This is a genomic window from Parafrankia discariae, assembly GCF_000373365.1.
In the GTDB taxonomy this organism is placed as follows: Bacteria; Actinomycetota; Actinomycetes; order Frankiales; family Frankiaceae; genus Parafrankia; species Parafrankia discariae.
Genome location: NZ_KB891247.1, coordinates 1 through 19,780 on the forward strand (window position 1 = coordinate 1; position 19,780 = coordinate 19,780).

The following is a 19,780-nucleotide window of genomic DNA, read 5'->3' on the forward strand; positions in this document are numbered from 1 at the left end:
CCCGCTACCCGGCCGCGCTCGTCCAGCTCGGACCGCCTGTGACGGGTCGCGGCCCGGGTCGCGGCGGCGCTACCTCGCCCAGCTCCCGCGCTACCCGGCCGGCGCCGTGATCCCGGCCCTGACGGTGTCCGCCAGGGCGTCTGCCGTGGTGTCCGCGGCGGTGTCCGCCGTACTGTCGGCCGTGGTGTCCGCGACGGCGGGGGCCTGGTGCTCGTCCTCGCAGCTCACCCACCTCGGGCAACTAGCCCTGGCGTATCCGACATGTCTTCTGGCCCGCGTGGTCGACCGCGACCCGCCAGTGCACCCGCCGCACGCGCCGGGATCCCACCCTTCATCCGTCCCACGCGCAGCGCGGGAATCGGACGGCGCACGACCCGGCGCCTTGATCCCCAAAACGAGAATTTCGGCAACGGATCCGAGACACCGCGAGCCGCTGTGCGGGCCGTAGCCGGATCGGCCCTACCCGGCACACCCGGATGGGGGTGATCGGCGTTCAGCGTGGCGTACAGCGTCACGGCTATGCCCCCTCAGCGCGACGTAGCCGCGTCGGAGCGTGGCCGGTGGGGGTTGGGGTGGTGGTGTCGTCCTGGGCGCTCTCAGCCGGTCCCGGCGGCAGCGCCTCGGCGTAGGCGCGGATCCGGGCAAGGTCGTGGGCGTGGGTGGCGTAGACCTCGGCGGCCAGGCCGCGGGCCCGGCCGGGGCGCATCGCGAGGGGCGTGGGTCGGGGTGCGTTCGGGGCGGTGGTGGCCAGGCGCGCGGCGTACTCGGCCTGGTCAGCGGCGGTGAGGATCCGGCCGTGGAGGGCGGGCCCGAGCGAGCTGGTGATCTGCTGGTTGCGGGCGGCGGTGTCGTCGGTGGCGGCTGTGGCGCGGTGGCGGGCTCGTTCGGCGGCGGCGGCCTGGCGGCGGATCTCCGCTTCGGTCTGGCGGACATGGCGGCGGCACGCGGTGCACGGGCACACCGCCGGGCTGTCGGGCAGGACGGTCGGGCTGAGTCGGTGGTTCATCAGGCCGCGGGTGCGGATGACGGCGGGTAGCTCGGCGAGCAGATGGTCGGCGAGGGTGACGGGTTCCCACCCGGGTGTGGCGAGCGCGATGCGCAGAGCGCCGGCGAGCACGGCCCGGTCGGCGGTGCTGACCGGCAGCGTGTCGGCGAGGGTGCCGAGCACCGCGTCGATCTCGTCATCCGCCCCGATTGTTTGATCATAGATGGGAGATCCACTACTACTCGGAACACCGACCATGATCGCGGCCTGGGTGAGCGGCGGGTCCGGCGGTAGTAGTTCTCTGAGGTTCTTATGAGTAGAACCGGACATCGGTGTCCGGTCGTCAGCCTCACGACCGGACACCGATGTCCGGTCGTGGAGGGCGGGAGCGGGGGCTGACGACCGGACATCAGTGTCCGGTCGTGAGGGGCTGGCGGGGGGTGCGTCGACTGGCATTGGCAGCGCCGGCACCGACGGCATCCGGGCCGCGTAGGCGGCCTGGGGGTGCCCACTGCGGCGGTTGTTGTGGCGGCGGGTCATCTCGATCAGACCCCGGATGCGTGCCTCATCGAGGCAGCGCTGGACCTGCCGTTCGCTGACCCCGACCTCGGCCGCGAGCCGGGCGTTCCCCGGCTCCCCGTCCCGGCCCGGCCGGCTCTCGCCCCACTTCATGTGGCGGGCCAGCCGCAACACGACCGCCTTCCCGGTCGGCGTCGACATCTGCGCGTACACGGCGTCCTCCCACCGCGGACGGCTCACCCACTCACCCGCCGGAAGAGACAGGTCGTCGCGGCTCACAGATCCCCACCACCCGACATCGCCGTACCGGCGGTGTGCAGGCCAAGCCGGGATGGTCGGCCTCGGATCGACGACGGCTCATAGACCACCAGGCCCCGGTCGCGCAGAGCACGCAGCCGCCGGCCGGTCTCCTTCGTATCCGGCTCGCCCGCGGCGTCGACGACCCCGGCGGCCACGGCGATGTCAGCCACGTAGACGTCGTCCCACAGCCGCATCGCGGCGGTCACCCGCGCCACCACCGCGGCGAGCACCGCGTGCTCCACCGACGGGATACGCGGACGGACCGCGGCCGCGGCCGCCATCGTGACGCGCAGAGCCGCCATCACGGCCACCGAGTCCCGGGCGAGCGCCGCATGCCACTGATCCGGGCGCAGGTGACCCTTGCGCCGGTTACAGCGGCGGCACAGCAACTGGAAGTTCTCGACCGTGTCCGTGCCACCCAACGCCCGTGGCAGCACATGATCGATCTCCAGCCGTCCCGGATCCGGCGGCAGGTACCCGCACCCCTGGCAGCGCTGCCCGTCGCGGGCCACCAGCACGTCGAGCACCAGCTGACGGGCCGCACGGCGCCGCTCGAAGAAGACGGAGAAAGCCTGCGAACCGCTCACTGCGGGTTCCTCGGCGACCGCCAGCACCGACTGGTCAACCTCAGCGAACTGGTCACGCGGCGCGCTCACCGCACACCACCAGCACGAGCGACATCGGCCGACAGTGGCCGGTCTGCTGCGCGGGGTACGAAGCGTCTGACATGGGCGGTAACACGTCCGAGCCATCTCACCGGCGGACTCGCCGGAACAGCGAACGGCGTGGCAATCTGGTGGGGCACACAAACTCCTGCCGAGGAGAGACGTGGGCAACAAGCGGGGGCACCCGAGCGCCAACTCGGGCCCCGCGCATACGTGATCGAGGGCCGCGCCTGGCAGCGCGGCCCTCGCCATGTCAGCTGGCCATGCGGGTGCCCTCCTGGTCCTCGGTCGTGGGCAGTGCGCGGTCGATGAGGTCCAGCAGGAACGGCAGCCGTCGGCGTCCCACGGCCGTGGCCGCGGCGTCGATCCGGTCCCGAAGCTCGGGGCTCATCAGTAGGAGCACCGAGACGGACCGGGCGTAGCTCCGCTTGGGCGCGTCGGGCTTCAACCCCGCTGGTCGGAACCGTTCGGTCATGCCCCTGTCCTACCGCAACGATCATTGATCGGCTCGTATATACACGCGGCGTGTCGGGCGTGTCGGGCCTGGACATGGCCGTGGCCCGACCCCCGGTGTGATCGGGGATCGGGCCACGGTTGTGGGTGCGGTGGGTGGTCATGCGCCCTTCGTGGGTTCGGGTTCGGGGTGGGACAGTGCGGTGGCGGCGAGTGCTGCGGCCCACAGGCAGGCCACGTGCAGCGCGCTGTCGGCGGCGGCCTGGCCGGGGGTGTAGGGGATGCCGTCGGGGTGGGTGGGGATGGTCATGGCGGCGTAGGCGGGGGATCCGGTGTGGGTCATCAGCCAGCAGACCGGCCAGCGCCGGTCGAACAGGGCGTGGGTGGCGGCGGAGACCGCGAGCCCGGCGGCCAGGCCCCGGCCGGAGACGGGCAGCCGGGTCACGCGCACCGTCACGCCGACCACCGCGGCCAGGACGGCGTGGTACTGGCCGACGTGGCGGCCCAGCGCCGCCCAGCTGGTTGCCTTGCCGGCGGCCTGGGCGTCGGTCTGCCCGAGCAGATGGTCGGCGAGCTCGTGACCAGCCAGCGCGGCGGTGAGCAACGCGGCGAACGTGCCCGCCCTGGCGCTGGTCATCGGGGCAGTCCCAGCGCGGTGAGGACGAGCGTGGTGACGGTGGTGGCGTCGACGTCGACGCTCTGCCACAGGAGCAGCACGGTGCCGGAGTCGACCTGGGTGGGGTCGGCGCCCAGGCCGGCGGCGAGGGTGTCCTCGGCGTCGTAGAGCGCCACCAGCGTCATCGGGTTGTCAGGGAGTTCGTAGGGGTGGGTGCCGGTGGCCAGGCGCAGCGCGCCGATCAGGTCGACCCGGCCGGTCTCGTCCTCGTAGTCCGCGGCGGTCCAGCCGCGTTCGGTGAGGGCGAGCAGAGCGCCGGCGAGCAGCGTGGAGGCCGTGACGGTGATCCGGGTGGCCTGGTAGCGGCCGGCACCGGCGTGCCGGTCCGGTCCGAGGCGGGTGACGGTGCCCGCCTCGATCCCGGCGTCGAGGTGCCGGTAGATCCAGGCCTCGCCGCGGCCCAGCGCGGCCGCGGCCGCCGGCGCGGTCACCCCGGCCGGGGCGTGCAGAGCCAGGGTCAGGACGGTGGTGGCCTGGGCGTCGGTCAGCGCGGCCGCCGGCGTGGGGGTGCTCGTGGTCACCGTGAGCCCTCGGTGCGGCCGTCGGAGGTGCCGCCGTGGCGGGTCAGGCTGCCGTGGGCGACTTGGTCGTGGAGGGCCTGGGCCTGGGTGAGCTGGGTGGCGGATCCGGCGGACAGGGTCCGCCCGCAGGTGCCGCAGGTGTGGGAGTGGTTGGCCATGATGGGTGGTGCGCCTCTCTCCTGGTCAGGGGATGGGGTGGTGGCCCCGGCGCGGCGACAGGCTGTGCAGGCATGTGGCGCCGCGCCGGGGGCGTACTCAGAGCGCGGTGGTGTCCGCCGCGGCCGCCGTGTCGTGCGGCTCGGTGTCGTCGGCGAGCTCGCCCTGCACGAGCGCGTCGGCCTCGTCCAGCAGCGCGTCCACGCCGCTGACCGGGTTGGAGTCGACGAACTCCTCCCAGGGGTCGCTGTCGTCCCGCTTGGCGTCGGCCTGGGTGAGGGCGTCGCGCAGGATCTGCTCGTGGTCGAACGCCAGGCCCTCGCTCAGGGCCTGCGCGGCGGGGGTCCACTGGGCGGCGGCCGCGTCGTCGCCGTGGGTCGGGGGCGGGGTGTAGCCCAGGACGGCCAGGTGGGCGCTGGTGATGTAGTCGCCGCGGGGGTCACGGCCCGGGGTGTCGTAGATCCCGAGGTAGTCGAGGTCGATCTCGGTCAGGTGGACGCCGGTCTCCTCCGCCAGCTCCCGGACGGCCGCGGCGGAGATGCGCTCACCGACCTCGACGTGTCCCCCGGGCAGCGCCCACATCCCGGCGTACGGGGCGTGGGCGCGGCGGATGAGCAGCACGTGCCACACCCCGTCGCGCTGGGCCAGGGCGACGACGTCGGCGGTCAGCCGCACGTCCGCCTCCGTCGCGGTGTTGCTGGCGAGGGCGTCGCGCAGGATCGGCCCGCGTGCCGTCGTGCGGAGGCGGGCCGCGTAGTCGGTGGTGGTGTGGCGGCGGGTGGTGATGGCGGTGCGGGCCTGCTCGGTCAGGGTGCGGGCGAGGGCGTGGAGTCGGTGGCCGGCGCCGGGGGTGGTGACGTAGACGACGTCGACGCGCTCGGTCCAGGACCGGCCGGCGCGGGCGAGGACGGCCGGGTCATCGACGTCGTAGATCGTGGTGCCGTCGCTGTCGAGCGCGAACCAGCCGCCGTGCCCGACCGCCGCCGAGTGCACGCTGGCGGTCGCCTCCGTCGCGGTGGCCGGGCGCAGTGCCCGGATCCGGATCTGCTCGCCGCCCAGGCTGCCCAGGCTGTCGACGCTGTAGAGCCAGCCGTGGCGGGTGCAGGGCACGGTGGACCCGGTGGGCCGGCGCAGGGACCGGACGAGCCGGCCGCCGGAGAGCTCGTCGGCGGCGAACGCGGCGACCGCCGTGGCGCCGAGGCTGAGGGTGATGTCCCGCAGCGTCGTCATGGTGATCATGGGTGGGGGTGTCCTTTCGGGGTGGGTGGTGTGGTGGCTGGTGGTGGGGGTCAGCTGTCGCTGCTGGTCGGGGGGTGGGCGCGGTCGTAGGCGTCGAGGGCGGCCCAGATGCCGACGGCGGGCAGCTCGGCGCCGGGCTGCAGGTCCTCGACGTCCGCGGTGTAGACCTCGGTGGTGATCACACGCAGGGCCGCGGCCGCGTGGATCTGGTCGGCGGCGCCGGGGTCCTGGTCCAGGAGGTCCAGCAGCTCGTACAGCGGCCGCTCGATGGCCTCGCCGGCGCGGACGGTCAGCTCGGCGTCCAGGGCGATGAGCCGGTCGTTGAGGTCGCAGGCCGCGGTGACGGTCGGGCCGATCTCGGGGTCGGTGTCGTCCAGATCCCGGCCGGACGCCCAGATCGTGATGTTGGCGGCGAGGTAGGCGAGATCCGCCGCCCAGAGCTGGCTGGCCAGCTCCGCGCTGGTGGTGCTGGTGGTGGTCATGTCAGTCCTCCTCGGACTCAGTCGGGTCGGGGGTGTGCAGGGCGTGGCGCCGGCGAGGGCCAGGACCACGAGGACGCTGCTGTCAGTCCTTCTCGGGAGTGGTGGGGCTGGTGTCGAGGTCGGCGAACAGGGCGGCCATGTCGGCGTAGACGGTCAGGCCGCCGGCGGCGATCTGTGCGCTGGCCTCGCGCTCGCCGGCCTGCCAGGTCGGGGTCCAGAACCAGCGCTGGGTGGCCGGGACGCGAGGCAGGGGGGTGGTCTTGCCGCCCCCGGTGCCGCCGACGGTGACGGGGTGGGTGCTGGGGCTGGGCAGGGTGAGCGGCTCGCCGGCGGTGGTGCGGCCGAGTACCTGCGGGGTGGTGGGGGTCATGTCAGTCCTCCTCGGACTCGGTGGGGGTGGGTAGGGCGCGGCGTCGGCGCCGCCAGCTGGCGATGGCGGCGAGGGCCAGGACCACGAGGACGACGCCGGGGGCGCCGCGGACGGCGGACCAGATCAGGGCGGCCGCGAGCACGTCGGCGAGCAGCGCCCGGACGAGCACGGCACGCCGCGCGGAGCGGGTGGCCAGGGCGCGGCGCTGGGCGGCGGTCAGCCGGGGCCGGGTGTGTCGCCGGGGGCTGGTGGACCAGGTGAACGGGCCGATCTTGAGCGCGACGGTGACGGCGCCGCCGCGGGCCCGGCGGATCCGTAGGGGGCCGATCCGCTGGGACGCGGTGACTCGCAGAGCCATGATCGATCTCCTCTCTGTGGTGACTGTGGGTGAGGTGTTCGGGGTGTTCGGGCGGAGGTGTTCGGGGGTGTTCGAGAGGTGTTCCGAACAGGTTCGGAACACCTGTTCGTGCCGTAGGGGCTGGGAGTCGCGGCCGGACGAACACCCGCGAGCGGGCGGAGGTGTTCGGGGGCGCGGCCGGGGCCGCGCCTGTCACGCTGCGTGGACACGGGGTGTGGGTACGTGGCGTGACGGGCGTGGGCCCGGCCTGGCTGAAAACGCGCGTTTTCAGCCGGGCTCCTGCGCGGGCGGCGGTGGGGTCAGGCGTCGACGAGGGCGAGGTCGTGGGCCTGGTACTGACCGTTGACCGCAGCGATCTCGCCGTCGTCGACGAGGCGGCGTAGCTCGTGCATGACCCAGCCGCGGCCCTTGCCGAGACTGGCGGCCAGGGCCTTGAGGTCGCGGGGGGCGAACGGGGCGCGGGCCTGGCGGTGGTGGTCGATGAACGCGGCGAGCGCGGCGCGGGCCTGCTCGGGGGTGGCCTCGCGGTCGGCTTTCGGCGGGCTGGGGAAGGTGATGACCGGCTCGCCGGACTCGATGGGGTCGTCGATGTGGGGGTGGACGTCGGGGTCGAGGTCGGGGCCGGTGGGGACGAACCGCTCGCTGTCGTCGAGGTCGAGGTCGGGGTTCATGGGGGCCTCCCCAGTGGCGGTCGGGCCGCCGCTGGTGGTGCTGGTGGGGGTGGGTGGGGTCCAGCCGGCGGTGTCCGTGTTGACGCCGCCGGCGGGCCAGAGGGTGCGGGCGGCGTGGTAGGGGCTGGCACCGGCGGTGATGGGGTCCAGGTGTGGGGCGGTGGCGTGGGGGCGCACGAGCGGGCCGACGTCGGCGGGCTCGGGCAGTTCCAGGCGGCCGGGGGTGAGCTGGCGGTCGAGGGACAGGCCGGGGCCGATCACGTAGCACTTGCCGGGGTCTTCGACACCCCAGGCGGCCGGGTCGGCGCCGGCCTCGATGAGCTTGTCGCCCAGGAGGAACTCGGCGTCGCTGATGTCGTCGGCGCCGAACACGAACGCGGCGGTGATCTCCGAGCGCAGGGATGTGGGGATCTGGTCGAAGCTCCAGCGCTGCGCGGAAACGATGATGTTGATGCCGACCGAGCGGGCCTGCTGGACGAGCTTGATGACCTCGTCGAGCTTGAGGTCGGCGGCTTCCTCGAGGATCACCACGACGTGGGACAGGCCGCAGCCAGGCTTCCATTTCGACAAGCCGCGGCCGCCGAGGTACTTCCCGCGGGCGGGGATCGCGGCCCGCAGGTGGGCGATCATCTTCTTCGCCCCGTCGTGGGAGTCCTCGAACCAGCCGAGCAGATCGCACAGCGACCCCCATGTCTGCAGGCCCTTGACGGTGTCGATGACCCACACCTCGGACTCGGGGCGGGTCAGGTACTCCCCAGCGGTGATCAGCGCGACGCCGGTCTTGCCGGCGCCGTTGACTCCCGACACCCCGGTCTGCACGGCGTTCTTCGCTTTCCGGCCGTTCTCGGCGGGGGTGGCCGGCAGGGTGTAGGCGATCGGTTCGCCGTCCTCGTAGCGGCCGTAGACCACCGGCTCCAGCGAGGACCCGCCGGGGTAGCGCGGCCCGGCCCACACCACGGTCTCGCCGAGCAGGTCACGGCGGACCAGCGTCATCGTCACGTGCCCGGCGTTGGTGGGGTCTTCCATGGTTCGGACCCCGGTGCGGGGGATCCCCGCTTCCACCGCGATGTGCTCGCGGGCCCGCTCCACATCGGCCGCGGTGTGCCCGGTCCCGGCCAGGTTCAGGTCGACCGTGGCCCGGTCCGCGGTCAGTTCCCGGGTCCGGGCGGGCACCCCTTCCAGCCCGGCCCGCTTCGCGGCGTGTCGTTCCCACCAGGTCGCGAGCACGTCGGGGGCCTGGTCGAGCTCCCCGCCCTCGGCGTTCTTGCGCACCGCGTGGCGGATGTTCCACGACAGGGCCAGGGTGAACGCGCCGGCGGCCCACAAGTCGATGACCGGCCGTTCGAACGGGCCGGTCTGGGTCGCCACCGTCACCCAGCCCAACGCCGCCGCGGTGTTGATCGTGACGTGCAGCCTGCCGAGCATCCGGCGGGCGTGGGAGACCTTCCAGGCCAGCGCGGACACGACCCCGGTGATCGTGGTCATGCCCATCGCCGCCCAAGGCGCCACCCCGGGCGCGGTCCACATGTGCTCGGTCAGCCACGCCGCCAACGGCAGGGCGGCGGCGACCCCCCACGGGGGCAGCAGCCGGACCAGCCCGCCGGAAATCTCGCTGGACGCGGCCGCCGCCCCCTTCTCCGCACCCCGCGATATCGACGCCACCGGCGTCGACTTCGTCAGCGGGTTCTTACCCATGACGCCTCCCTTCCAAATGATTCGTGTGGTACGAGGAATGTTCGGGATGTGTCGCTGTGGATTATCAGCCGAAGGAGAACTTCGGCTTCACGGGCTTGCGGTTGCGTTCCATTTCCTCGGCGAAGTAGCGGCGGAACATCGCGTTCGCCTTCACAGCCTGCTGGCCGGCGAACTCGCTGGCCTCACGGGCCTTGACCAGCGGGGACACCACGTGCTTGGCCCGGGCCCGGCTGTCCAGACCGAACGCCAGGGAATGCCCCGGGATCGAGGAGAGGTTCTCCAGGATCTCCTCGGCGGAGTAGCCGACCTCCATCGTCAAATCCTTGTACAGGCGGTTCAACTTCTTCAGGTACAACGCGAGCGCCTCGGAACTGTCCAGGTCGATCGCGTCGAGATCCTCAATACGGCCCACGGTGAATCTCCTTGTCAGGAATCGGACGGGGGAAGGGAATAGAGAGGGAACATTGGGTCGTCGGCGAACTCGTCGGCCCGCCGCGCCGCCCGCTCGGTGCCCAGATCGGCCAGGCGGACCGCGACCGCCGCTGCGCGCAGCACCCCGGCAGCCACGTAGAGCAAGACCACCAGCGGGGCGGCGAGCGTCCGCAGCCGCCGCCCGGGCCGCCAGCACCGGCGAACCAGCCGCAGCCACAGGCCGAAGGGCACCCCCGCCGACCCGGGCCGCCAGCGCACCGCCACCGGGTAGACCGCCCGCTCCGCCGCGGTCGGGACCAACCCGGCCACCACCGCCAACGGCACCCCGACCGCCAGCTCGGCCAGCAGCACGCTCACGACTGGTCCTCGAACAGCTCGGCGTTGACGGTGTCGCGCAGGGTTCGGGCGGTCTTCGCGCCGACCCGCAGCGCGGTGCGCAGCTGCTCAGCGGAGACCGGCCGGCCCTGACGGCGCGCGAGGCGGCGGGTGGCCTCCAGGGCCTCGTCGTAGGTGATGTGGCGCCGGGCGAGGGGGTCCCCCGACTGCTCTGTGCTGGCCGGGTCGGGGGGGTCGGCCAGGGCCACGCCGCCGGACCCGCGACCCGACTCAGGCTCCGGCTCGGAGCTGGAGGGCTCCGGCTCGGGACCCGACTCGTCCAGGTCAGGGCGGGTAGTCGGGTCGGGAGCCCGTTCGATCGGCCCCCCCGACCCACCCGAGACGATCAGGTCGGCCAGGGCCGCGTCCCACCCGCCGGTCTCCGCCGCCGGGGTGACCGGCAGACCCGACACTGTCGCGGGGGCCAACTGGCGGCGGCGCGGGACGTACAGCCCGGGGCGGTGCACGAGTCGGGCCGACCCGTCGGCGGCCAGTTCCACCACCGCGGTGCGCGCGGCGATGCGCCGGGCCTGTGCCACCCGCCGCGCCGCGATCCGGTCGATCCGGGCCTGCGCCCGCTGCGCCCGGCTACGCGCCGGGGCCGCGACCGCGAGCTGGTGAGCCACCACACCGGCGATCGAGACGACGCCCATCACCAGGCCGACCGACAGCCCGTCGTCCAGGCCGTGCGCGATGTTGAGGCCCAGAGCCACCGCGGCGAACACCGCGATCCCGGCCTGCAACATCCCCACCGGCCGGTCCGCCGCGTCGCCGTCGCCCTCGGCGTCGCCGTCGGTGCTGCCGCGGCGGGCGGCGTGGACGGCCAGCGCGAACGCCCACATCCCCAGCTCACTGAGGATGGGCAGCGCGTAGCCGGTCGGGCTGTCGTACAGGTCGTGGCCGTAGTCCGCCATGGCGGGGATCGCCATGGCCGCGCTCACCAACGCCAGCGGGTAGATCAGCAGCTCCACCGCATGCTGACGTCGCCACGCCACCCGCCGGGCCGTCGCCTTCTCCGCGTCGGCCTTGCGGGTCTCCTCCCGCCCGGCGCGGATCTCCTCCGCCGCCGCGGCGTCCGCACGCCGCGCCTCGGCGGCCGCGATCCGGTCGGCCCGGTCCTGCTCGCGCTCCACGGCCCGGTCCGCCCGGTCGGCCGCGCGGGCGGTCTCCCGATCCGCGCGACGCTCCTCCGCCCAGCTCATGAGGTCACCCCCGACCCCCCCGGCGAGCCGGCGACCTGGCGGGCGGTCTCGAGCACCGCCCGGCCCGTGCGCACGGCCACGGCCGGGCGGGTCGCGCCGAGCTGGCGGGCCGCGGTCTCCCGGGCCCGCAACGCCGCCAGCAGCTCGGCGCGCGCCGCCTGGACCTCGCCGGCGTCGGTGCCACGGGCCAGCGCGGCTGCGTAGCCGATCAGCGCGCCGGTCTCGGTCTCCAGCGCCGCGGCGTAGGCGCGGGCGGCGTCCGCCAGCTCGGTCTGGGACTGCTGCCAGCGGTCCATCGCCTTCCCCAGGCCGAGGAGCTCGCCGGTGATCGGCAGATGGCGGTCGCTCATGCGATCCACCCCGCACCCAGCGCCACGACCGCGGCGGCCAGCAGCATCGGCAGCAGCGACCCGCGCAGGTAGCCCCACCGGTCGCTCTCGTGGTCGCCATGCAGGACGTACGCGGCGAGGGCGCCGGCCCGGCTGGCCAGCCACCCGCCGGCGACCGTGGCCATCGCGACCGGGCCGTCTCCCAGCACGGCCAGCCCGCCCGGCGCGTCCTGGCCGCCGTCGGCGGCCAGCAGCACCGAAGCCACCAGCGCCAACGCAACGAGCAGCGCCCCGAACCCGACCCCGTCGACCACCACCGCGGCGGCGGCCCGCACCGTGCGCCGGCCGGACGCATCGGCCGGCTCCTGGGAGAGCTGGTGCTGCTGCCAGCGGTCCTGGAAGCCCAGCTCCATGTCCGCCTCGGCCCGCACCGCGGCGGCGGCCAGGCCCACGAGCTCCTCGTGGGCACCGTGCCTGGCGGTGTCGTCGGTGCTGATCGCGACCACCAGCTCCCCGGTCGGCTTGGCGGTCACCGTCACCACGACCAGGCCCAGGCGGGTCTGACCCGTGGCACGCCGCTGCCACTCACCCCGGCCCGGGCCGAACGTCGCGGGCGGGGTGGGGCAGTCCAGTCCGACCGCGGCCGCGACCACCCGCCACACCTGCGCACCGGACCGGGCCGTCGTCGTCACGTGCAGGAACTCCCGACGGGTCGCGATCATGACGCCACCGCCAGCGTGGGAGTGGCAGGGAACGCGATCGCGATAGCGGTCGTCAGGAGTCGCTCGGCGGCCTGGCGCAGGCGGGTCGGGTGGGTCACCCCGAGCTCGCCGAGCAGGACCGCCGTCTCGGTGCTGGTGGCGGCCGCGATCTGGGCGGCGGTCTCGATCTCGGTGCGGTCCGCGCCGGCGGCGATCGTCAGCGCCAGGGCAGCGGTCGTGTCGCCCTCGGCGGCCAGGGCCCGGCTCGCCAGCCGCGCCCGCTCGTCCACCGCGGCGGGCAGGGTGCTGTCCAGCCGGGCGACCTCGGCCAGGTAAACGCTGTGCGCGCGGGCCAGCGGGTCGCGCTCGGTCGGGTCCAGCCCGGCCCACACACCATCGGCCTCGCCGATCGAGTCGGTCAGGCACGGAACCCGCACCGGGCAACCGGCGCACACCGCGCGGGCCTGGGCGGCCTGACGCTCGGCGGGCCCAGTCGTCCCGATCGGGAAGAACAGCTCCGGGTCCTGGTCACGGCACAGCGCGCTGAGACGCCAGTCGGAGCCGTACCGGACAGAGAGTGGGGCAGGATTACCCATGGGTCATGCCTCCGGTGAGTCGGGGGTGTGGACCGATCCAGGGCCCGGCCGGTGTGCGACCACCGGCCGGGCTTCTTACTTCGACCCCTCTGTCCAGTCCGTATGGATGGTCTAGACAATGGGACTGACAGGAGCGTCGCATCCGGCACGCTGCGTGGTCAAGGGGGTCGGGCTAGATTGTCTGAACAAAGGTTGTTCCCGACAGGTGGGCAGGACGCCGTGAACGCGCTACGCCGCAGCTCGCGGCCCGTATACCAGCAGATCGCCGATGAGCTGCGCGCTGAGATCAGCAGCGGGAGTCTCGGCCCTGAGGGCCGGCTGCCGACTGAGGCCGAGCTCGTCGAGCGGTACGGCGTGAACCGCGGCACCGTCCGTCAGGCGCTGGGGGTCCTCGTCAACGAGGGCCTGGTCGTGAGCGAGCGCCCGAAGGGCTACTTCGTCCGCCAGCGACGGCGGATGGTGTACCGGCCGCAGGACGAACTTCGCGTCAGCGCGGATCCAGCGCCGACTATGGATCACTTCCGGACTGCGCTCGCCAATGACGGCCGGGCGGCGACTCAGACGATCGACGTAGCTCTCGTCGTGCCACCACCCGAGATTGCGGAACGGCTACAGCTGGCGGATGGCGAGATCGCAGCTGTCCGGCGGCGGGTGCGCAGCATCGATGGCGAGCCGTTCAACATCAACGACTCGTACTATCCGCTGGAGATCGTTCAAGGGAGCGAGATCGTGCTCCCCCACGACATAGCTCGAGGTGCGAACAGGGTCCTCGCCGAGCTTGGACACAAGCAGGTTGGTATCCGGCACCACTACATCTCTCGGATGCCGACCCCAGCCGAGGCGCACCGTCTCCAGCTCAGCCCTGGTACCACCTTGATCGTCCATTACCTCACTGGGTACGACGAAGCGGGCCGACCCGTGCGAGCTGTCGAGAACGTTCTCCCTGGCGACCGTCATGTCGTCGTGGCCGAAGACGGTGACGTTCCTCCCGACGTGGGCACGCCGTCGGAATGACACACATCGTCAGGCACGCAGGTTCCGCCGATGTGTCGATCATCGTCGAACTGATGGAGGACGCTCGCGCGTGGCTTGCCAGCAACGGGTCTGACCAATGGCAGTACGCGCCGCGAGTCGACCGGATCCAGGCCGCTGTCGCGGCCGGGAGCGCCTGGATCGCCGAGTCAGATCACCGACCGGTCGCGACCATCACCATCGATGGCAACGCGGATCCGGAGTTCTGGACCTGGGAGGACGACCCAGACAGCGCCATGTACGTGCACCGCCTCGTGGTGAACAGATCCGCAGCTGGCAGGGAGCTGGGGACAGCTCTGCTGGACTGGTCTTCACGGCGAGCATCCGCTGCAGGCCTCCGCTGGCAACGACTGGACGCATGGGCCAGCAACGAGGATCTACACCGGTACTACCAGACCCGTGGCTGGACGCACCTACGCACCGTCCGACTCCCCCACCGTGGCAGTGGCGCGCTGTTTCAACGGCCCGCTGGTGCCCAGACCGGGACGGGGCCGGACCTCGTTGAGAAATAGCCCAGCTCAGCGACCGTCCACTGGTCGCCGACGTCGCAGCTCTCCCCCTCGACGATGAGTCGATCAAGGAATCCAGCCGTTGAATCATGAGATGATCATCCCCGCTTGGGTGGGGAGATCGTCATGTTCGGGATCTATATGTTGGCCGCGTTGGGAGTCGCCGGAGTCCTGTTCGGAGGATGGGCTGGTGCATGGGTACTGGTCCTCTCCAGTGGCGCGATCGTCGTCGTTGCGGCCTTGCTCGGATGGGATAGGCGGCGACGGGAGCGTGATGATTGACCCGGGTCCCGAGCGATGGCACGACGTGGTCAGGCCTCGCCGGCGGCATCCCTCTCAACCTCGTCCAGGAGCTCCCGTAGTTCCGCGATGACCGCCCGAGCCTGATCGGGGTGCTCGCGTGCGGCCATCCGCCAGGTCGGTCTGGTGACAACCCTGCGCACGGTTGCGCGCAACCGTGCGGCTTCGGCTTCCCACGCCTCGGCAGGGTCGACGCCCGCAGCCGGCTCCTGTTGCAGAGCCCCGTCGAGGTAGGCGCGGATCTGTTTCACCACCAGATCCTGATCCCATGCCTCGGCCGGCAGGACTCTGACAACTTCGTCCAGGACAGCCGCTGTGACCCGCAGACCCTCTGTCTCGGCGACGGTCTGGTAGACGGCCACCGCGGCATCTTGACCGTGCCGGGAGGCGATGGGCAGCAGTCCCCGCACCTGCCGTTCGTTGATCTTGTCCCCCATGGGGGACAAACGCTCGGCGAGAGGCCATGCCTGGATCAGCCGGTAGGCCTGCGAGGTCTGCATGTCCCACCGTTCCGTCACGTAGTCCTCGAACGTGTCGTGCGTGCCCCGGTAGAGGCGGGCGTCCCTGATGAGCTGCAGGGCCTTCCCGGCGACCCAGAACGCCACCCGCAATGAATCGATCGCGGCCTCTGCGAGCGCGAGATCCTGCCGTTCGGTGTCGATCAGGTTCGGGCTGTCGCCGATCGCCTCGTATGGATCGGGCAGCGCGTGGGGTGGCGGTGTCGCCACAGCCCGGATGCTGGTCGGGCTCGCGTCTCGGCGACGTCCCATCAGCTCCGTACCTCCAGTCCGTCCAGAGCGATCGCGAGCTTGTAGAAATCCTCGCGGGCGCGCAGGGCGGTACCGGACTCGGCGTACCGGGTGACAACCAGGCCCTTCTCCGCCGCGTTCGTGTGGATCTTGTACTTGCGGATCGGCTGTGGGGTCCGCGGGTATCCGTGCTCATCGATCCAGGCCTCGACCTTCTCCAGGTCCTCGCGGCCGTCTCGTGGATCCCATCGGTTCACCACGACCAGGAACGGAATACGACGTGGACGCAGGATCCGCTCGATCGTGTATTCGGTTGGATCGAAGGCGAGCCACTCCGGATTGATGGGCACGATTGCGCGGTCCGCGACCTCCAGGACGGCACGTAGCGCGTCAGCCGCAGCTCCGTGGCCGAGGGGGTCCTTGCTGCGCTCGGCGGTTGGGTCGATGTCCATGAACCCGGGGCAGTCCACGATGATCCGCCGCACCAGCGGATCTCGTTTCAGTGCGGGGATCATGTCGTTGTCGCCTCGCGTGGACACGTAGTCGAACGGCAGAGCGTCCTCTTCGACCTTGTCTGCCCACTTCTCCATGGACCCCTGGGGGTCGATGCCAGCAGCGATCACCGGAGCGTCTTCGTCAGGTCCGTTTGGGCGGGTGTTTTCCCCGATGACGGCCGCGAGGTTGACCGTGATCGTGGACTTCCCGACGCCGCCCTTCTGGCTGAGCACGACATCGACGACGGCGCCGGTGTCGCCGGGCGTCTGCTGGGCAGGGGGCATGAAGTCCTCCGTTGGCTTCCCATGTGCTGGTACTCGGATGGATGTCTGCACCATGCCAGAGGCCGCGGCGGCCGTGTGGGATGTCGAGGTCTGCCAGCTCTGGTCTACCGAGTCCAGATTGCTGTGACGCTGGATTAGGTCCGTCGGATCCCCGCGCCAGGACTCGGTGAGTACGCGAGTTGGATAGCTCGTCACGTCTCGGGAGGCGGGGGTGGTGCGGTGGGGTAGTGGTGGCTGCGGAGGACAAGGACGAGTCCGGCGATGGCGGTGAGGGTGCCGGGGAGCGCGGTGAGTGCGGCGATGGCAATCGGCACCAGGAAGCCGTCGCCGCCGGACTCGTCAGGCGGCGGGGCGGGCTCGGGCACGACGACGATGGTGGGCGTGTCGGCGGGTGTGCTGGTCGCTCCGGTGGTGGTGATGGTTACCACGGGTGGGGGCTGGTAGTTGAGGATTACGTGCCCGACGAAGACGACGGCTAGGGCGCCGAGCGTGACGGCGAGGACGATGGTTCCGATCTGCAGGAGCCGCAAGCCGCGGGCGTGAAGTGCTCGTCTGCGGATGAGGTCGGGGCTGGGCAGGGATGGTGCGGCGATGGTCGCCGTGCTCACGGGCGTCCTCCGGCTCGGGGTGTGGGCTCGGAGGTTGGACGCAGCCGGCGCCGGCCGCGTTGCCATGGCTAGGTGACGGTAAGCACCCCATTGGCTGCGGTGGCGTACAACCTCTCCCATGGCCGACATCGGGGGAGCGCACCGGCGGGCCGGCCGGCGGTGGCTGTGGATCGTGGCTGGGATCGCCGGGGTCGGGGCGGTGGCTGCGGTCGTTGGGATCTGGCATCTGCCGGGCCGGATGTACCCGCCAGGTACCGACGGGGCAGCGGAGGCCCGCGCGGCGCTGCAGGGTGGACTGCTGACCGCGGCTGCCGCGCTCACCGCCGTCGCCGGTGGTCTGATCGCGCTGGACGAGACCCGGCAGGCCAACGCGAACACTCATGTCCGTGAGCTGTACGCGACCGCGATCGGTCTGCTCACCGCAGACACGGTCGACAGCCGGCTTGGTGGGATCTACGGGCTAGAACGGATCGCCTGGGACAGCGCCGCCGATCAGCGGACCGTTGTGGAAGTGCTCTCGGCGTTCGTCCGTGAACACACCCGTCCCGGACGGCCACTATCGCGACGACGACATCCCGCTGCCTGGCGTTTTCGCATGAGCACCGATGTTCAGGCCGCGCTCACTGTCCTCGGCCGACTCCCGGCCCGGCGAGGAATCGGCCGCGCTGATCTCAACGGCGCGGATCTCCTCGGCGCTGTGCTGATCAAGGCAGACCTCAGAGGTGCTCAGCTCCGCGCAGTGAACTTCACAGACGCTTGGCTGGTCGAGGTGAATTTCACCGGCGCGGAACTGAGCTGGGCGACGCTCGCCGCTGCGGTACTAGACGGGGCAGACTTCTCCGCCGCACGACTGAACGGAGCGGACTTCTCCAGTGCCCGGGGGCTGACGCAGATGCAGGTGGATGCGGCGCTGGGAGACGACCGGACACGGTTGCCGGCGGGTCTAGTGCGGCCTGCGTCGTGGGGTCCGGAGGAGTGAGGGCCCCGGTCGCCTACTTTTTCAACATCGTTTGAGTAAAGAATTGATTCTCTGACGTCACGTAAGTGTTGTCATGGTTTACACCTGTTTGTCGCGCCCGGGAAGGGAGGCCTCCCGGGCGTCAGGCTTCCCGCGCTGGTTGAAAACATACGTTTTAAACCAGCGCGGCGAGAGCTGGGCTGGGAGGAAGGGCCTGCGGGATCTGCTGGGTACGTCTGCGTACCCGTATCCTGTGGGGGAGTGGACTGGGAGGAGGCCGTGGTGGCGGATGCGAATGTGCGGATTCCGGCGGAGGCGCGGGATCGGCTGGCTCAGGTGGCGGCGGCGGAGGGGCTGTCGTTGCGGGCGTATCTGGCGCGGTTGGCGAGCACGGTGCTGACGCCGGCGGAGCGGGCTGAGCGCGCGGAGCGGGCTCGGGCGGTGTTGCGGGAGTGGAGTGGCTATGACCCATCGGAGGAGGAGGCCGCGCGGGCTGATGCCGAGTTGGATCGTCGGCTGGCGCGGGCGTTGGGGCGGTGAGCGACGCGCTGCATGTGGTGCTGGATGAGACGGCGATGGTCTCGGCCGGCTACGGCAACATCCTGGCTTCCCGGCTGATCCAGCGTGCGCACACCGAGCCGGGTCATTTTCTGTACGCGCCGGCATGTGCGCTGGTGGAGGCGGACCGGGCCCGGCCGGGAACCGCCGAGCACATCGCCGCGTTGCCGGCGGTGACGATCGTGGAGCTGGACCTGGCGGCCGCGCTCGCGGTGGCCCGCGGTGCCGGCTGGGCGCCGGCGCATGTCCGCTATGCGGCTGAGCCGACTCCGGAGCGTCCGGAGGGTGCGGTGATCGCGACGGCGGCGCCGGACCGGTGGGCCGGCCAGCCGGTGCGCCTCCTCGATCTCAGCCTGTGAGCTGGTCCGGCGTCTCTGGGGACGCCGGGACCTTCGTGGCGCGCAGGATTGAAAACGCGCGTTTTCGTCTTCCCGGTCGCGGCGTGGGCCGGTTCTCGTGCCGTTTGCGTGACGGGATGTCCTCGCTACGTCGCCGAAGCACCCTCATGTGTCGTGTTGTGCGCGAATAGTGGATGGGTGGCTCGTCGGGGTTCTTCGTCTGCGCGGCGTCGTCCGAGTGCTCGCCGTACTCGTCCGTCTCAGGCTCGCCGGCCGCGGGGGCGTCCATCGTCGCGGCCGGCGGTGGGGGAGCGGGTGGTTCCCCTGGTGACGGCGGTGGCGTTCGGTGGCGTGGTTCTCGTCGTGATGGTCCAGGTGCTCGTGGAGGTGCTGGGCTGGTGGACGCTGCCGCTCGGGCTGCTCGTGGCGCTCGCGGCTGTCCGAGTCCTGCTTGCGATACGCGCCCGCCGGATCCGCGAGATCGGGCGGAGGGCTGCGGCCGCCGTCCTCGACACGTTGAGCCCAGCCGAGTTCGAGCAGCACGTCGCGCACCTGCTGATCCGGGACGGCTGTCGGCGGGTGCGGGTGGTCGGAGGCCGGGGAGACGGCGGTGTGGACGTCCTCGCCCACGCCCCGCGCGGGGCTCGGATCGCGGTGCAGTGCAAGCACTACCGCAGCCGGCCGGTGGGCCCGTCCGAGGTGCGGGACTTCAACGGCTGCGCGTGGACGGACCACCAGGCCGACCTCGCGCTGATGGTCACCTCGAACCGGTTCACTGACGCGGCCGCGGCGTTCGGCCGGCGCCACCGCATCCAGATGGTCGACCGGGAGCTGCTGGCGCGGTGGATGGCCGGCGAGCGGATCCTGCCCGGCATCCCCGCCCAGCGCGGGCGCCCTGTCGAGGGGGCGCCGGCCGACGGGGATGCCTCGCGATGATCGTGCTGTTCGTGTTCCTCGTGCTCCTGCCCGGGTTCGCGGGGCTGTACTGGCTGTCCCGCTGTGGCGCGGCGACCCGTTCGACCGGCCGGCTGTGCTACCGGCGGCGAAAGGGTCTGCTCAGCCGCTGCCACGACCACGGCTTCCAACTGATCGCCCGCGGTGACCTCCTCACGATCCTGTTCTTCGCGATCGCTTACGGCGGTTTCCGCCTGTACAAGATCGTTAACTAGGGGCGGGGTGCCCAGCGCCCACCATCTGATCTTGTCAGGAATCGAACGAATTCCC

Annotated in this window: 27 protein-coding genes and 1 pseudogene; 7 read left to right on the plus strand and 21 right to left on the minus strand. The window is 71.8% G+C overall.

Annotated features, from left to right (window positions below):
* Positions 1 to 90: 90 nt before the first annotated feature.
* From B056_RS44815 to B056_RS46210, 18 genes and pseudogenes are all read right to left on the minus strand, one after another.
* The gene (locus B056_RS44815; protein ID WP_018504881.1) at positions 91 to 228 is read right to left on the minus strand and encodes a hypothetical protein; all 138 of its coding nucleotides are present in this window, start codon (positions 226 to 228) and stop codon (positions 91 to 93) included.
* A 289-nt stretch (positions 229 to 517) separates the two neighbouring features.
* The gene (locus tag B056_RS45510) at positions 518 to 1,744 is read right to left on the minus strand and encodes a helix-turn-helix domain-containing protein (protein ID WP_195905956.1); all 1,227 of its coding nucleotides are present in this window, start codon (positions 1,742 to 1,744) and stop codon (positions 518 to 520) included.
* Positions 1,745 to 1,779: 35 nt separating this feature from the next.
* Positions 1,780 to 2,460, minus strand: a complete 681-nt coding sequence (locus B056_RS45830; protein WP_018504883.1) for an HNH endonuclease — start codon at positions 2,458 to 2,460, stop codon at positions 1,780 to 1,782.
* A gap of 262 nt (positions 2,461 to 2,722) precedes the next feature.
* Positions 2,723 to 2,944, minus strand: coding sequence for a hypothetical protein (locus tag B056_RS0126545; protein ID WP_018504884.1), 222 nt, complete (start codon positions 2,942 to 2,944; stop codon positions 2,723 to 2,725).
* A 138-nt stretch (positions 2,945 to 3,082) separates the two neighbouring features.
* Positions 3,083 to 3,559 carry a hypothetical protein gene (locus B056_RS38090; RefSeq protein WP_018504885.1) on the minus strand — a complete coding sequence of 159 codons (477 nt, stop codon included), beginning with the start codon at positions 3,557 to 3,559 and terminating at the stop codon, positions 3,083 to 3,085.
* Positions 3,556 to 4,119, minus strand: coding sequence for a DUF6197 family protein (locus tag B056_RS0126555; RefSeq protein WP_018504886.1), 564 nt, complete (start codon positions 4,117 to 4,119; stop codon positions 3,556 to 3,558). Before B056_RS0126555 ends, B056_RS38090 begins: the two co-directional genes overlap by 4 nt.
* On the minus strand, positions 4,116 to 4,277 hold the full coding sequence (locus B056_RS43740; protein WP_018504887.1) for a hypothetical protein: 162 nt from the start codon (positions 4,275 to 4,277) through the stop codon (positions 4,116 to 4,118). The genes B056_RS0126555 and B056_RS43740 overlap by 4 nt, the downstream gene beginning before the upstream one ends.
* Before the next feature lie 97 nt (positions 4,278 to 4,374).
* Positions 4,375 to 5,514: an NUDIX domain-containing protein gene (locus B056_RS44830; protein WP_063826668.1), complete on the minus strand. Its 1,140-nt coding sequence runs from the start codon at positions 5,512 to 5,514 to the stop codon at positions 4,375 to 4,377.
* Positions 5,515 to 5,564: 50 nt separating this feature from the next.
* Positions 5,565 to 5,996: a hypothetical protein gene (locus B056_RS0126570; RefSeq protein WP_018504889.1), complete on the minus strand. Its 432-nt coding sequence runs from the start codon at positions 5,994 to 5,996 to the stop codon at positions 5,565 to 5,567.
* An 82-nt stretch (positions 5,997 to 6,078) separates the two neighbouring features.
* A complete protein-coding gene (locus B056_RS44835; RefSeq protein ID WP_018504890.1) occupies positions 6,079 to 6,366 on the minus strand; it encodes a hypothetical protein in 288 nt (95 codons plus the stop codon).
* 1 nt (position 6,367) lies between these two features.
* Positions 6,368 to 6,724, minus strand: a complete 357-nt coding sequence (locus B056_RS43105) for a hypothetical protein (protein ID WP_018504891.1) — start codon at positions 6,722 to 6,724, stop codon at positions 6,368 to 6,370.
* A 299-nt stretch (positions 6,725 to 7,023) separates the two neighbouring features.
* On the minus strand, positions 7,024 to 9,090 hold the full coding sequence (locus B056_RS45520) for a hypothetical protein (RefSeq protein WP_018504892.1): 2,067 nt from the start codon (positions 9,088 to 9,090) through the stop codon (positions 7,024 to 7,026).
* Positions 9,091 to 9,154: 64 nt separating this feature from the next.
* Positions 9,155 to 9,502, minus strand: coding sequence for a hypothetical protein (locus B056_RS0126590; protein WP_018504893.1), 348 nt, complete (start codon positions 9,500 to 9,502; stop codon positions 9,155 to 9,157).
* Positions 9,503 to 9,516: 14 nt separating this feature from the next.
* The gene (locus B056_RS0126595; protein ID WP_018504894.1) at positions 9,517 to 9,879 is read right to left on the minus strand and encodes a hypothetical protein; all 363 of its coding nucleotides are present in this window, start codon (positions 9,877 to 9,879) and stop codon (positions 9,517 to 9,519) included.
* Positions 9,876 to 11,099, minus strand: coding sequence for a hypothetical protein (locus tag B056_RS0126600; RefSeq protein WP_018504895.1), 1,224 nt, complete (start codon positions 11,097 to 11,099; stop codon positions 9,876 to 9,878). The genes B056_RS0126595 and B056_RS0126600 overlap by 4 nt, the downstream gene beginning before the upstream one ends.
* Positions 11,096 to 11,449 (minus strand): hypothetical protein, encoded by a 354-nt coding sequence (locus B056_RS0126605; RefSeq protein ID WP_018504896.1) that lies wholly within the window; start codon positions 11,447 to 11,449, stop codon positions 11,096 to 11,098. Before B056_RS0126605 ends, B056_RS0126600 begins: the two co-directional genes overlap by 4 nt.
* The gene (locus B056_RS0126610; RefSeq protein WP_018504897.1) at positions 11,446 to 12,150 is read right to left on the minus strand and encodes a hypothetical protein; all 705 of its coding nucleotides are present in this window, start codon (positions 12,148 to 12,150) and stop codon (positions 11,446 to 11,448) included. The genes B056_RS0126605 and B056_RS0126610 overlap by 4 nt, the downstream gene beginning before the upstream one ends.
* A gap of 326 nt (positions 12,151 to 12,476) precedes the next feature.
* Positions 12,477 to 12,725 (minus strand): annotated as a pseudogene (locus tag B056_RS46210) (WhiB family transcriptional regulator); the annotation flags it as partial.
* 219 nt (positions 12,726 to 12,944) lie between these two features.
* Here B056_RS46210 and B056_RS0126620 point away from each other — a divergent pair.
* Positions 12,945 to 13,739, plus strand: coding sequence for a GntR family transcriptional regulator (locus B056_RS0126620; protein ID WP_018504899.1), 795 nt, complete (start codon positions 12,945 to 12,947; stop codon positions 13,737 to 13,739).
* A 32-nt stretch (positions 13,740 to 13,771) separates the two neighbouring features.
* Positions 13,772 to 14,269, plus strand: a complete 498-nt coding sequence (locus B056_RS0126625; protein ID WP_230203204.1) for a GNAT family N-acetyltransferase — start codon at positions 13,772 to 13,774, stop codon at positions 14,267 to 14,269.
* A 308-nt stretch (positions 14,270 to 14,577) separates the two neighbouring features.
* Here the strand turns inward: B056_RS0126625 and B056_RS44845 are convergent, their stop codons facing one another.
* The 3 genes from B056_RS44845 to B056_RS0126640 are packed head-to-tail and all read right to left on the minus strand — an operon-like array spanning position 14,578 to position 16,702.
* Positions 14,578 to 15,294 carry a hypothetical protein gene (locus B056_RS44845; RefSeq protein ID WP_018504901.1) on the minus strand — a complete coding sequence of 239 codons (717 nt, stop codon included), beginning with the start codon at positions 15,292 to 15,294 and terminating at the stop codon, positions 14,578 to 14,580.
* Between the two features lie 41 nt (positions 15,295 to 15,335).
* Complete coding sequence (locus B056_RS0126635) at positions 15,336 to 16,289, minus strand: ParA family protein (protein WP_230203205.1); 954 nt, start codon at positions 16,287 to 16,289, stop codon at positions 15,336 to 15,338.
* Positions 16,286 to 16,702 (minus strand): hypothetical protein, encoded by a 417-nt coding sequence (locus B056_RS0126640; protein ID WP_035752902.1) that lies wholly within the window; start codon positions 16,700 to 16,702, stop codon positions 16,286 to 16,288. The genes B056_RS0126635 and B056_RS0126640 overlap by 4 nt, the downstream gene beginning before the upstream one ends.
* A 118-nt stretch (positions 16,703 to 16,820) precedes the next feature.
* Between B056_RS0126640 and B056_RS0126650 the strand changes: the two genes are divergently transcribed.
* From B056_RS0126650 to B056_RS0126670, 5 genes are all read left to right on the plus strand, one after another.
* Positions 16,821 to 17,681, plus strand: coding sequence for a pentapeptide repeat-containing protein (locus B056_RS0126650; protein WP_018504906.1), 861 nt, complete (start codon positions 16,821 to 16,823; stop codon positions 17,679 to 17,681).
* A gap of 240 nt (positions 17,682 to 17,921) precedes the next feature.
* Positions 17,922 to 18,200 (plus strand): hypothetical protein, encoded by a 279-nt coding sequence (locus B056_RS0126655; RefSeq protein ID WP_018504907.1) that lies wholly within the window; start codon positions 17,922 to 17,924, stop codon positions 18,198 to 18,200.
* Entirely contained in the window at positions 18,197 to 18,577 is a 381-nt protein-coding gene (locus tag B056_RS0126660; protein WP_018504908.1) for a PIN domain-containing protein, read from the plus strand. The genes B056_RS0126655 and B056_RS0126660 overlap by 4 nt, the downstream gene beginning before the upstream one ends.
* 306 nt (positions 18,578 to 18,883) lie before the next feature.
* Positions 18,884 to 19,492 (plus strand): restriction endonuclease, encoded by a 609-nt coding sequence (locus B056_RS0126665; protein ID WP_026240186.1) that lies wholly within the window; start codon positions 18,884 to 18,886, stop codon positions 19,490 to 19,492.
* Positions 19,489 to 19,725 carry a hypothetical protein gene (locus tag B056_RS0126670; protein WP_018504910.1) on the plus strand — a complete coding sequence of 79 codons (237 nt, stop codon included), beginning with the start codon at positions 19,489 to 19,491 and terminating at the stop codon, positions 19,723 to 19,725. The genes B056_RS0126665 and B056_RS0126670 overlap by 4 nt, the downstream gene beginning before the upstream one ends.
* Positions 19,726 to 19,780 lie beyond the last annotated feature (55 nt).

Coding starts and splice junctions, on each gene's coding strand:
- B056_RS0126670 (WP_018504910.1), top strand. CDS start 19,489: ATGATCGTGCTGTTCGTGTTCCTCGTGCTCCTGCCCGGGTTCGCGGGG.
- B056_RS44835 (WP_018504890.1), bottom strand. CDS start 6,366: ATGACCCCCACCACCCCGCAGGTACTCGGCCGCACCACCGCCGGCGAG.
- B056_RS0126545 (WP_018504884.1), bottom strand. CDS start 2,944: ATGACCGAACGGTTCCGACCAGCGGGGTTGAAGCCCGACGCGCCCAAG.
- B056_RS0126600 (WP_018504895.1), bottom strand. CDS start 11,099: ATGAGCTGGGCGGAGGAGCGTCGCGCGGATCGGGAGACCGCCCGCGCG.
- B056_RS44830 (WP_063826668.1), bottom strand. CDS start 5,514: ATGATCACCATGACGACGCTGCGGGACATCACCCTCAGCCTCGGCGCC.
- B056_RS0126570 (WP_018504889.1), bottom strand. CDS start 5,996: ATGACCACCACCAGCACCACCAGCGCGGAGCTGGCCAGCCAGCTCTGG.
- B056_RS38090 (WP_018504885.1), bottom strand. CDS start 3,559: ATGACCAGCGCCAGGGCGGGCACGTTCGCCGCGTTGCTCACCGCCGCG.
- B056_RS43740 (WP_018504887.1), bottom strand. CDS start 4,277: ATGGCCAACCACTCCCACACCTGCGGCACCTGCGGGCGGACCCTGTCC.
- B056_RS45520 (WP_018504892.1), bottom strand. CDS start 9,090: ATGGGTAAGAACCCGCTGACGAAGTCGACGCCGGTGGCGTCGATATCG.
- B056_RS0126650 (WP_018504906.1), top strand. CDS start 16,821: ATGGCCGACATCGGGGGAGCGCACCGGCGGGCCGGCCGGCGGTGGCTG.
- B056_RS0126605 (WP_018504896.1), bottom strand. CDS start 11,449: ATGAGCGACCGCCATCTGCCGATCACCGGCGAGCTCCTCGGCCTGGGG.
- B056_RS0126610 (WP_018504897.1), bottom strand. CDS start 12,150: ATGATCGCGACCCGTCGGGAGTTCCTGCACGTGACGACGACGGCCCGG.
- B056_RS43105 (WP_018504891.1), bottom strand. CDS start 6,724: ATGGCTCTGCGAGTCACCGCGTCCCAGCGGATCGGCCCCCTACGGATC.